Annotated in this window: 11 protein-coding genes and 1 pseudogene; 2 read left to right on the top strand and 10 right to left on the bottom strand. The window is 39.1% G+C overall.

Annotation, left to right across the window (positions count from 1 at the left end; genetic code table 11):
- Nucleotides 1–70 precede the first annotated feature (70 nt).
- The 3 genes from ACSAJE_RS10230 to ACSAJE_RS10220 form a co-directional block, all read right to left on the bottom strand.
- Nucleotides 71–469, bottom strand: a complete 399-nt coding sequence (locus ACSAJE_RS10230; protein ID WP_022025423.1) for an HIRAN domain-containing protein — start codon at nucleotides 467–469, stop codon at nucleotides 71–73.
- Between the two features lie 4 nt (nucleotides 470–473).
- Nucleotides 474–1,340, bottom strand: coding sequence for a hypothetical protein (locus tag ACSAJE_RS10225; RefSeq protein ID WP_458008980.1), 867 nt, complete (start codon nucleotides 1,338–1,340; stop codon nucleotides 474–476).
- A 173-nt stretch (nucleotides 1,341–1,513) separates the two neighbouring features.
- Complete coding sequence (locus ACSAJE_RS10220) at nucleotides 1,514–3,211, bottom strand: putative bifunctional diguanylate cyclase/phosphodiesterase (RefSeq protein ID WP_458008979.1); 1,698 nt, start codon at nucleotides 3,209–3,211, stop codon at nucleotides 1,514–1,516.
- Between the two features lie 172 nt (nucleotides 3,212–3,383).
- Between ACSAJE_RS10220 and ACSAJE_RS10215 the strand changes: the two genes are divergently transcribed.
- On the top strand, nucleotides 3,384–3,518 hold the full coding sequence (locus ACSAJE_RS10215) for a hypothetical protein (RefSeq protein WP_279221296.1): 135 nt from the start codon (nucleotides 3,384–3,386) through the stop codon (nucleotides 3,516–3,518).
- A gap of 306 nt (nucleotides 3,519–3,824) precedes the next feature.
- On the opposite strand, the gene ACSAJE_RS10210 is transcribed toward ACSAJE_RS10215, so the two are convergent.
- Nucleotides 3,825–4,634: a class I SAM-dependent methyltransferase gene (locus tag ACSAJE_RS10210; protein WP_458008978.1), complete on the bottom strand. Its 810-nt coding sequence runs from the start codon at nucleotides 4,632–4,634 to the stop codon at nucleotides 3,825–3,827.
- Nucleotides 4,635–5,264: 630 nt separating this feature from the next.
- Here ACSAJE_RS10210 and ACSAJE_RS10205 point away from each other — a divergent pair.
- Complete coding sequence (locus ACSAJE_RS10205) at nucleotides 5,265–5,951, top strand: class II aldolase/adducin family protein (protein WP_022024727.1); 687 nt, start codon at nucleotides 5,265–5,267, stop codon at nucleotides 5,949–5,951.
- A gap of 349 nt (nucleotides 5,952–6,300) precedes the next feature.
- Here the strand turns inward: ACSAJE_RS10205 and ACSAJE_RS10200 are convergent, their stop codons facing one another.
- The 6 genes and pseudogenes from ACSAJE_RS10200 to ACSAJE_RS10175 all read right to left on the bottom strand — a co-directional run bounded on the left by ACSAJE_RS10200 (nucleotide 6,301) and on the right by ACSAJE_RS10175 (nucleotide 12,000).
- Nucleotides 6,301–7,401 (bottom strand): putative ABC transporter permease, encoded by a 1,101-nt coding sequence (locus ACSAJE_RS10200; RefSeq protein ID WP_458008977.1) that lies wholly within the window; start codon nucleotides 7,399–7,401, stop codon nucleotides 6,301–6,303.
- Nucleotides 7,402–7,921: 520 nt separating this feature from the next.
- Nucleotides 7,922–8,605, bottom strand: coding sequence for a hypothetical protein (locus ACSAJE_RS10195; protein ID WP_458008976.1), 684 nt, complete (start codon nucleotides 8,603–8,605; stop codon nucleotides 7,922–7,924).
- A 95-nt stretch (nucleotides 8,606–8,700) separates the two neighbouring features.
- A complete protein-coding gene (locus tag ACSAJE_RS10190) occupies nucleotides 8,701–9,699 on the bottom strand; it encodes a DUF2599 domain-containing protein (protein ID WP_458008975.1) in 999 nt (332 codons plus the stop codon).
- Nucleotides 9,700–9,886: 187 nt separating this feature from the next.
- Entirely contained in the window at nucleotides 9,887–10,657 is a 771-nt protein-coding gene (locus ACSAJE_RS10185) for a sulfite exporter TauE/SafE family protein (RefSeq protein ID WP_118690277.1), read from the bottom strand.
- 169 nt (nucleotides 10,658–10,826) lie between these two features.
- Nucleotides 10,827–10,946 (bottom strand): annotated as a pseudogene (locus ACSAJE_RS10180) (CDP-alcohol phosphatidyltransferase family protein); the annotation flags it as partial.
- Nucleotides 10,936–12,000 carry an FUSC family protein gene (locus ACSAJE_RS10175; RefSeq protein WP_458008974.1) on the bottom strand — a complete coding sequence of 355 codons (1,065 nt, stop codon included), beginning with the start codon at nucleotides 11,998–12,000 and terminating at the stop codon, nucleotides 10,936–10,938. The gene ACSAJE_RS10175 and the pseudogene ACSAJE_RS10180, both read right to left, overlap by 11 nt.
- Between the last annotated feature and the right edge of the window lie 27 nt (nucleotides 12,001–12,027).

The raw sequence follows: 12,027 nt of genomic DNA, 5'->3' as shown, positions 1-12,027 counted from the left end.
AGAAGGAGGGACTTATAAATTCGAGGCTCTTATGCCATACGTTGATCACTGCTGCGTCGGAGGAAATCGCCTACTCATGCAGATAAATGCCTATCTTGATTTTAATCCATTTTCCCTTGGTTTCCTTGGCAGTGATTTTCCCAAAGAGTAGTTTTCCTGCATCCATCAAACGTGAAAATACTACATTATCCTCTCTGGGCACATATCCAATTTTGACCCCATTACTGTTTTTTATCACTATCGCTTGGGGATCGAAACGATTATGTGGCTCACGATAAAAATCCAACTTATCGTTAACATTAAGATACTGAGCCAATTCCTCAATACCTTCAATGTGCGTTGTCCCGGCAATAAAAGTATCAAACAAAAAAATATCACGTTCATAAGGTTTCGGTATAGTAAGGCCACCGCCTTTGCCATGAAGTAGGCTTGCAAGACTGCCGCCATCTGTTTTTACGATATTACTCATCCTATCACCTCAACACTTCTTTCAATCTTCCAACATACAGATCATATGCTTCTTTCAATTCCTCTATCATTTTCTCAAGTTCCGTCCGTTTTTCAGCCACCTGTTCCGGGGCATTCACCAGTTCCTTCATTGTGTACGGATATTCCGATTTTATATTTGCAATTTGTTCACGGATAAGTTCCAACGTTTTAGTCAGCCGTTCCTTGTCTTTAGTAAGAATAGACAACCCACTTTCACTTTGTTCCGGAACGACAGGTTCCGCTACCATCTCACTGATGATGAGAAGATTCCCTATATCACCATTTTCATACGCTTGTACTGCGTTTTGAAACAACTGCATCTGTGCAGGTGTAATCTCCGGATGCAGATCGGGATGCAGAGCCTTTACAATGCTGCGATACAATTTCTTTATCTGCTTGGTCTCTTCATCCGTAAGAACATGTCCCTGACTATGATCAAGAGCCTTATTCATCTTATCGATCTGCTCATTGAGCTGACACTGAAAACCGGCAAACTCTTTATCAAGCAATTTATCAATGGCTGATAACGCAATCTTTTCCTGTCGATTTTTCTTTGCTTGGATAAGATCAATTTTTCTTTTGATACGCAACACATTACAGTTCAGTTCAAAAGCTTTGTATTCAAGGCTGCCAAGAGCAAGCATATATGCCGTTTCTATGTTTTTGCAGATTACAAAGCGTAATTCATCCCGCTCAAGCAAAAGCATGGAAATTTCAACTCGCAATTTTTCTACTTCCGCTTTCAATGCGGCGAATTCCGGAAAAGGGACAACCGTGCAATTAGTATTCCGGTCGCGAAGCTTATCGCTCCGTTTAGCAGCGAAATCATGTATTTGTTTCATATCTTCCACAGCAGAACACCTCCCATTTTCTTTTATCAATCCGAATGTTTACTAACGGCTCTTCAAATATTCTCATACGGATGCGCACTCGCTAATCGCTCTTTAAATATTCTCATATGGATGCGCACTTGCTAATCGCTCTTTAAATATTCTCATATGGATGCGCACTTACTAATCGCTCTTCAAATATTCTCATACGGATGCGCACTCGCTAATCGCTCTTCAAATATTTCCTGTGGCAGAGGTTTGTCGAACACATAGCCCTGCACGATATCGCAACCAACTCCTTTCAGATATTCAAGCTGCTCCACCGTCTCAACCCCCTCAGCAATGGATTTCTTATCCAGTTCATTGATGAGCTGCACAATGCTGTGAAACATAACAAGATCTCGGTCTTTTCCCGGGTAATCCGTTTCCAACGGAATAAAGGATTTGTCTATTTTTATCGTCTCGAGATCAACTTCTTTGATCATATTGAGTGAAGAAAAACCGGTTCCGAAATCGTCAATCGAGGTTCCAATGCCATTCACCTTGAACTCATCAATAATTCCAGACATGATCTCATAATTTTGGAAATCTTCACTTTCGGTAAGCTCGATCTCGATCAAATGATGATCAACACCATAGCGGTCAATAATCTCCAAAGTACGTTCAACGAGATTTTCTTCCTCCAAATGTCTTCTGGAATAGTTCACTGAAATTGGTACAACCGAAAGCCCCTTGTTCTGTCGATCTTTCAAAAAAGCACAGACACTTTCCAATACATAGTAATCAAGTTTGCACACGCTTCCCTCGCGCTCCAACTGCGGAATAAACTGCATTGGCGGTACCATCTTTCCATTTCTGATCCAACGAACCAAAGCCTCTGCACCATACATTGTCCGATCTGCGACGTTGACTTTAGGCTGGTAATATATGACAAATTCCTTTGCCTGTAATGCTGGAAGGAAATTGGACACAATGCTCTGATTGGCTAGTATTTCCTGTTCGATCTCCGGCGAAAACTCTACCACGCTGCCAACCCCTTTTTGTCTGGCTGCCTGATAAGCAATGCTGGCTCTTCCCATGATGGCACGCGGTACTGTGATGCCATTCAAATTGCTGACACCGATCGTTGCTCCAAACACAAATTCCCGCTCTTTCATTTGCCATTGATGATGTATCCTGATATTCTGAAGCTGTTCGATCAATTTTTCGCGGCGTTCCTTGTGAAAAACAAGCACAAAATTATCTCCACCTAATCTTGCAACAATTTCATCATTTCCCATTATATTTTTGATATGCTGGGCATAATTACGCAGAATAATATCACCCTGCTCATAAGAAAACACTTTATTGACATATTTAAAATTATGTACATTAAAAAATATAATATTGTAATTTGCAATTTGTCCGGAAGCGATCAATCCTCCGGCAAAATGCATTAAATAATCCTGATTTGCCACACCGGTACTCATATCCGTCATCATAACCTGCTGCAGTAAGTTCTGCGTCATCGTTCTGCTGATCTTATAAAAAATTTGGCGTAATAACATATTATGCAATTCCAATTCTTTGGATGAAAACTTGCTTTGGTCATGCGGATAATCCATGATCGTGACCGTTCCGCCGGACGGTAACGGGAATACCGAAATATTCGGTTCACCGTCAGATACATCTCCTGTGTCATACAAAACTTCTACGGCACGCTGTCCCTCCGGACAAAGTTTACTGCCCGGTGCCTCTAGCTTAAGTTCCACTTTATTTATATGAAAAAGTTCTGCCGCAATAGAAAGAGAACGTTTGATCTTAGCCATGCACGCTTCCATGGTAGATGCATCCTCCGCTAATAATTCAAACATCGCTTTTATTTCCGGATCAAGTATTATCTCTTTATTCATTTTTTACCTCCACACTCTTAACAATAACGCTTTATACCTGGCCGCCTGATTCAGGCTTTTGTTGCGTATTTCCATAAATCCCAATATTTATTATAACACATTTGTCGAATCATAGTGGTGAATTATGTCAAATTGTAACAGAAATGATCGCTTTACACTACATATATCTTAGGTGAGCGAAGACAATGATGCCTTTGATACAAAAGGCGGCGATTACGGTAGTGTCAACAAAGCGAGGCACAAAGTGTTTGATGATTATGTTGTAAACGGCGGTTTGCGTCCGGTAATTCATATTACCGTGAAATAGTTTTAGGAAAACTTGATCTGGTAATAAAGAACCTCGAGCACTTGATTTCTTACCGCAGTTTAGAACTTTCTCGGCATATCCCAATATTATCTCTACCTTGGATGCTTGATTTCTCCTCTCATGGTAGAGATTCTCCGGCTATGACCAACGTTTTCTCTACCCCGGGCACTGGATTTCTCCTCTCAAGGTAGAGATTCTCCGGCTATGACCAACGTTTTCTCTACCCCGGGCGCTGGATTTCTCCTATCGAGGTAGAAATTCTTCGGCTATGACCGACGTTTTCTCTACCACGGGCGCTGCAAATCACTACTCTTGCACCTTCTCAAAAATCAAAATTTTCTGCGTCATTTTACGAATAATCGGCAACCAGCCAAATGGCTTTAACACAGGAATAATCTTGGTCATGCCTCGTGTAATATTATCGTCTTTGACCTTTCGGAATCCCTTGGCAACATCTCCCAGATCTTCAAAACAATCCGCTCCAAAAATAAATTTTGCTCCAGTTTTTTGAATGGATTCTTCAATGTCCTCTTTATTGACCCATTTCTTGGCCAGACACTCCATCATCACCGTTGCATTGTCAAAATGATCCCGAATAATTCCAAGCATCGTCGCATTTTCTTCCGGCGTCAGATACATGCTAAGGCCTTCGATAATAAACAACATTTTTCCTTGTGCATCAATCTGATCCGCCCAAGCCGGATCCAAGGCAGAAATCCCGATTGTTGATACCCTTCCTGATTCCTGATAAATCTGATCTCTGACGGCGATCGTCTCCGGAAGATCCAAATTGTACCACCGCAGCTTGCCGTTATCCATTCGATAAAATCTAGTATCCAATCCGCAGGCAATATTTACAATCGTACAATCTGAATTACGATCAATAAAATCCTCTACCAACTCATCAAATACAAGCGTTCGTGCAATCACACCATTGCTCATGGTGGAATCTTCCTCTGCCGACGAAAAATCATAATCTATCTTATTCACCAGTTCCACTGCTTTCGCATCATAAAATTTATGTCCCTTTTTCAGCGAATATTTTGCTCTCGCATAAAAACTTTGCAACATGGTCTCTGCTGTTCCATCCAAAGTCACTTTGATTTTTTCACTCATTTTTTCCTCCTATCCATCCAGAAAATAAAATATCTGCAGTTTTCAAGGTCCCAATTGAACCTTTTCCCTGGCTCGTTTTTTCACATATCACTTGACACGATCATAGCACAGATATTTTATACATCGCCTAGCTCTACTCACTATTTGCGCAACAGTTAGCCATAGCTAACTATGCTTAGTGTACCACAAATGCAAGAAATCTGTCAAAAAGGAAGTGTTCCTCCATCTGATCAAAATTTTTCCCGGATGCATTCTTTTATTTCAATTTTACTCACAATCATGATTGAGAATCGTACTCATTTATGCTAAACTTATTTTAGTTGCGCAAATATTCTATTCACTCGCAAAATAGAGTGTATAGATACATTTGAGACAGTGATTCTTTTATTTATAAGATCAAGATGTCAACGCGCCAACACTTCAATATGTTGACAGCGAAAACATCACATGTACTCTCGAATTCATCTAAACGAAGAATTTCAAGATGAATTTTTGATACACAATGACATTTTCGCAGTACGTACACGGTGTGTACGACGAGAAAATGGAAACAGTATATCGGAAATGCCGCCGAAATGGCTCGTTTTAAGAAGATACCGAGTGTACATTCACTTGAAACGGAGGATAATTATGTTATTAGAAGAAATGAGACAAAAGGTAGTTGACTATGGAAATCAGTTGATTTCATCGGGTCTGACGATTGGAACTGCAGGTAACATCAGTATGTATGACCCGGAAACCGGATATATGGTGATCAGCCCATCTGGTATTCCTTACGCAAAAACAACAGCAGAAGATGTTGTCGTTATGGATCTGCAGGGCAATATTGTGGACAGCAAACGCACACCTTCCAGTGAACACAGTTTACATGCTGCCTTTTATTTAGAGAAACCGGACGCTCGTGCCGTTGTCCATGCACATTCTATGTATTGCACAACGCTTGCATGTGCCGGCGTTGATCTGAAGGCGACTCATTATGCAATCGCAGATACTGGTGTTGCTACGGTTCCTACGGTTCCATATGAGACTTACGGCACTCCAGAGCTTGCTGATGAAGTTCGCAAATGCTTACGCGAATCTGACAGCAAAGCACTTCTCATGGCAAATCACGGAATGGTCGCTTACGGCGATTCCTTAGAAAAGGCATTTGCCATCGCAAATACTTGCGAGTGGTGCGCACAGGTTCAGTGGCGCGCAATGGCAATTTCTACGCCAAATGTATTGTCTGATGAGCAGATGGCAGAAGTAATCGAGCATTACAAAACATACGGTCAAGCAAAAGAAGATGGCAAACAGTCCCAGGGCTATTTTGGATAGACTGCATCTATAAATTTACTCAAACTAAAAAACTCCCCGGCAAAGCGTTGCAGGGGAGTTTTTTATTAATATCCATTTACGATACCATCTGACGTAATCGGAATGGTGTGTCCATTATCTACGTCAGTCTTCCATTAATATTGCTTAAAAGTCACAAATATTTTCTCATAGTTGCCTCTATTTTTTGAAGTGATATGGCAAATAGTTCTTATATGTTTTCACATGATAACTATAACTAAACTTATGATCCTTGCTCAGCTTCTTTTTGCTTACCAAAAAATATTTCGTATTTCCCTTTTTATTTTTAACTCAAACTTCGCACATTAAAAATTATCATGTTATCACATATTTAATCGCGCATTTTTTCTTTTAATTTTACCACAATATCCTGATATTTTCTATGCTTCATATCCGGGAATGCCCGAAGCAAACGCCCCTGTCCAAAAAGACGGTGCTTGGTCATAGAACCAACTAATTCTTCATATTTCTTCTGCAACTCTGCTCTCTTCGTGCGAATCACTTCTCTATACTCTTCTGCGCTAATATTTTCTTTCAATGAACTAAGCGCTGCACGCAATTCTGCCGTACTCAGGTTATCCTTCAGGGAGCCGACTTTCTCTTTCATTTCTGACGTGCTTAAGCTATCCTTCAAAGAACCGACTTTCTCTTTCATTTCTGACGTGCTTAAGCTATCCTTCAAAGAACCAACTTTCTCTTTCATTTCTGACGTGCTTAAGCTATCCTTCAGAGAATCTACTCTATCTCGTAATTCCGCCTTAGCTAAGGCCGCCTGTACTCTGCCTTCTCCAATATTTTGCGCCGTTTCGATCGTTGTCTCACCAAGTTTCTCACTTACCTTATCACTAACAATCCGAAGATCGCCACTAAGCTTATCAAGCTGTCCAAGCTTCTTATTAAAGCCTCGAATCACTGCTACCGTAACAACAAAGTCAACAAAATACACAACGTATAATATCACCAGAATGGTCCACCCAAGTACACTGCTGTCATGCCCTGTGATCAGCTTGTCAATATATTTCTGGAAGATCCGGACCACAAACAAGATTGCAAATCCCCAGATCAATGAAAACTCCAAACATATATATCCACGAAAATTAAATGGTTGCTTGGAATAATCCCACCATCTCGCATGAAAGCATATATCAAGAAGCCAGCCTGCGACCAACTCAATTAATGTTGCTAAAATCACGCCGAACACGTAAACCAACAGATCACTCATCTGTGTCCCTTCAGGCTGGATCAGATTGATCAATGCAAACACACTCACAACCCCGAATCCATATACCGGACAAACCGGTCCATTCAAAAATCCACGGTTCGTAACCTCGCCCCAAGTGACCGCGTGGTAGATCACTTCCACACACCATCCCAAAAAGGAATAGATTACAAATAGCCACGCCAATTGATAAAATGTCATTCCAAAAATCATAGGTATCCTCCTGTAATATCTCGATAATGTCTACCCTAAGCTGGTTATTCTCGCCCCGGGGGTAGAGAAATCCGCCCTGACTTCTTGTTTGACTCTACCCTGGGCCGATCATTTCTGCCTCTGGGGTAGAGAAATCCGCCCTGACTTCTTGTTTGACTCTACCCTGGACCGGTCATTTCTGCCCCGGGGGTAGAGAAATCCGCCCTGACTTCTTGTTTGACTCTACCCTGGACCGGTTATTTCTGCCCCGGGGGTAGAGAATTTTCTCTTTGAGAGAGTATATCATGATTTATTACAAATAACCATATGATACTATCTAAAACCTAAGACTTAAAATCAGCGTCTGCTTTCGCACCAGAATTTCAACTTACCATTTCATATTTGGCTTTCTAGCTTAAGATTACAAACTATGCATCCATTTTCATCTCACAAATATTGTTTTCACCGTAAATGAATCTATATCTAACTATTAACTTTTATTCACACAATACAGCCAGACATCAAAAAGTCAGCCCCTATTTTAATACATCTTTTTAATATATGTTTGTATTTCATCCAAATATTTCTCTGGATCTAACCACCTTTTTTCCAGTTTAGAATTCTGAGTCACTATAATAGCCGGCACACTCGTTATCCCAAATCTTTCTAAAAGCTGATACATCTCCCTGCTATTCTCTCCATCTCTGTCCTTAGATGTATAATATGTTGGCAATTCCACCTGACATTCCTTTAGAGTCTGTTCTAATTTTTTTTCAAAATTAAAACAATCTGTACAATCTGCCCTTCCTATATATATCATGATTTGTTCATTTGACTTTATATCTGTTTTTAGTTCTGCAAGTGAAATCCCATAATAGTATTCCGAAGCAATATAATCCCTTTTTTCGGTATTAATGTACTTTTTATTAACAATATGGTAATACCGACTACCATAATACAAATTAGTTCCAAACAAACAAAACAAAACGAATATTATAAGCATCTTCTTTTTCTTTTTGACTTTTGGCTGAGTTATAACATTTCTCAAAACAACTCCTAAACCAAGGGTAGTAAGCACAAGTGAAATCCATGTAAAATATATAATATCTTTATCCACTTTAACATTAGGATATACATCACCAAAAAAACCATAATGAACCAATAGCACGATATTACATAGCAAAAAAAAGAAATCAAGCCCTAATATACATAACCATCTTTTCACTTAAATTCTCCTTTCATATTACATCTTTCGGACACATGAATGTCCCTTAATAATATATATAACCTTCTAATATTAACAAGTGAATTTAGTCTATATTATGGATTACATCCACTGGCAATCATTTTAGGCCACGAAACAGACGGTCTCGATGGTTCTAGATTAAATTTACTTTTAAATTGAGCAAAATACCAATGACAATAAAATTGTTTCTTCATACTTGATGTATTTTTCCACTTCGAGCTTTTATGAAACTTATTATATATAGCATCCCAGCTATACTGTTTCATTGATGCTGAACCCGTTATAATTGCTATTCTTAATATGTTATTTGGTTTTAGCGATAAACTCACGACTCCATTGCGCGTAATCCATTTTGCCGAATCAAAAAAATATCCAACAGAATATAAAGGATCTGCAACAATAGGATATTGGATATTTTTTTGATTCTTATAATCAATATGCTGAGTAATTTTTGTCCCATTAATTTTATAATATGTATGCAATTCTTTTCCATTTGCATCTTTTGCCCAAGGCACAGTTGCAGCACCAATAATTTCATTATGTTTATCATAAAACACCAACGATCCATCTATTGTATTATCATAATCGTCCTTTGCAAACTCAATATGAGCATCCTCGGGAAGTGAAAAATTTATGTCAAAGTCTTCTTCCTTGCATCCTTCCTCTATTACAAAGCAATTTCGAATAGCACCTTCAAAAAACTCTGTAGTAACAAAATAAGAATCTTCAATATTTTCCACAACAAATGTATCATCAACAACCGAAGTCGCAACATCTTCTGTCTCTGGAACGACTTCTACCTGCACATCTCCAAGTAAAGCACTTTTTTGAATATACGATGTTGAGTTGTCGTTACCAATTGCAATCGTCTGATCCTCTACAGTAGAAGTATACATTCCTCCTTCTTTATCAATATCCTGTTTTTCAAGTTTATACGATGTAACATTTTGCACTAACTGCACTGCATCCTCAGCAGTAACCAACGCTTCATTACCTTCAGCCTTAACATTTGTACTATAAACTTGCTGAAAAAATAATACCAGAGCAACTATTGTAACCATTATTCTTCTCATAAATTCCTCCTAAAAATATAGAACTATAGGTTTTCTTACCACTATCGATCGATATAATACATCATAACATATACTTAAGAACTTATCCACGTGCTTATCAATAAAAATTTCTCATTTAGGACCCTTATTCATATTGCCAACTATCATAACTCCTATATATACAGATCTATAAAAATGCACACAACTCCTATACTTCAAACACCATAATAACAGCTCCCAACACCACCAGCACCAGTCCTGTCGCACGGTTCAGTGTTTTCGGCTGCGCTTTATTGGCAAACAATGCTGCAATCCGCGCCCAGATAAATGTAAAAATAATGCACAATCCCATCACTAAAAAATCCGGTTTCCCACCAATGGCAAAATGCGAGGCTGCTCCGGTAAATGCTGTAAATGCCATGATAAAAACGCTCGTTCCAACAGCTGTTTTCAATTCATAGCCAAGCACGGACGTAAGAATCAACAGCATCATCATACCGCCGCCCGCTCCAACAAATCCACAGATGAACCCAATGATCATTCCACACAGAACAGACTGCACCGCTCTTTTCTTGGCAGACACACTATTCATCGCTTCCTTGGTCGTCATGACCGGACGAACAATAAATTTAATTCCAAGAAAAAATGTCATAACTACCGAAAAACTTCCCATCGTAGTCGATGGTACCAGACTTGAAATATAACTTCCGATCACTGTAAATACAAGCACTGTCACCATCATAATACTGCCGTTTTTGACATCAAGATTTTTATTTTTGCCATAGGTGTACGCTGACACCGCACTTGCCAACACATCAGAGGACAGCGCGATACCGACCGCCATAAAAGGATTCATATGTAAAAAAGTAATGAGCATCGGACTGATCACGGCAGCCGCACTCATTCCGGCAAAACCAGTGCCAAGACCTGCCCCCATTCCCGCAAAAAATGTCACAATGATCGTCATAAGTAATTTCATGGTAAGTACCTTTCTATATTGACAGTGTCAATGTCCAAAAAAATTCATTATATTCATTATTTCTCAGACATGTTGCGTCACAGAACGGCGAGCAATTCGACACTGTGTTTTTATTATCATTTTGCAACGAAAAAGTATAACACGGTTTTGTATTTTTTGCCACCTATTAACAAAGACTTTGTATAATCAATACAGAAATCGGCGCGACAAAAAGCCGAAAAAAAGAAAGAAGATTAGGAACCGTAATAATTCTATTCAAATTTTCTTCCTGATTCACTTCACTCTGCATGTACGGTCACCTCACTTTTCTTTTTTTTAGACATAAACCAATAAAATATAACACAAAATGCTAAAGCAAACACAACACCAAAAACATTTTGAATCACTCTAAGACTAACCGCTCCTTGTAGTCCATAAGTCTCTGCAGCAATGGCTAAAGCACCAAATGTGTTAAATACTGCCTGCCAGCCATATTGTGCTGAAAATCCTACACCGATTCCACCAAGAATTCCTATATATGCATAGATTGACGAAGGAAGCAGAAAATATAATACTGTAAAACATATAACACCTGCAATATTTCCGACAATCCTTTTACGGACTCTGTAGTGCATATCTTCCATAAACGGCAAAATCGCGGACATGGCCGCAATACCAGCCCACATTGCACGTGGCATATTACAAAGTTCTGCAATGCAAAGGACAATCGGTACGCATAAAATCTGACATATCTGCCATTTTGTTCTGGAAGAAGTGATATCAAATTCTTGTATCAGATCTTTCAGATTTCTTTTATAGGTTCTGTTTTTATGATTTCGATAAAATACAAAGCAGGTAAGTGCTGCACCTAAAGCCATTCCGACTAATCGCATCTGATAGCTTTTTCCCGTAACATCATAACCATATAGCAGTAGATACCCAAGAACCAATGTAGATTGATTAAACATGAATGGATTATGGCAGCCGAACAGAATCAACACAGCCAGTGCCGCAATATTTAACAGCATTCCCAATACCGGTGAAAACTGATTTGCTAAATGCGGACATACCGTCATAATTACAAAGAACAAAGCCAAAAGCATCGTAGATTGTCCGGTGTGGATCCCCAGATCCGCATTCCGAAATACCATAAGGCATAATAAAACTACTACTCCCACAATACTATTCTCATTTCCAAATAAGATACTGAAAATAGTAACAAATAAAAAGCAAAATGCCATTGTAACAGCTATCTTTACCAAATATACCAGTATATGATATGATTTTTCTTTCACTGTTTCACTCTTTTTCAACAGATTTTTAGAACCTGCCTGATTTAACTGCAATTCCTGATAAAATGTCATGTAATTCCTCCTCTATCTGTTTTTCTT

The sequence above is a fragment of the Jutongia sp. SJQ-6 genome (assembly GCF_054161275.1).
The sequence above is the reverse complement of the archived record's forward strand: the minus strand, read 5'-3'. Positions and strand labels throughout refer to the sequence as shown.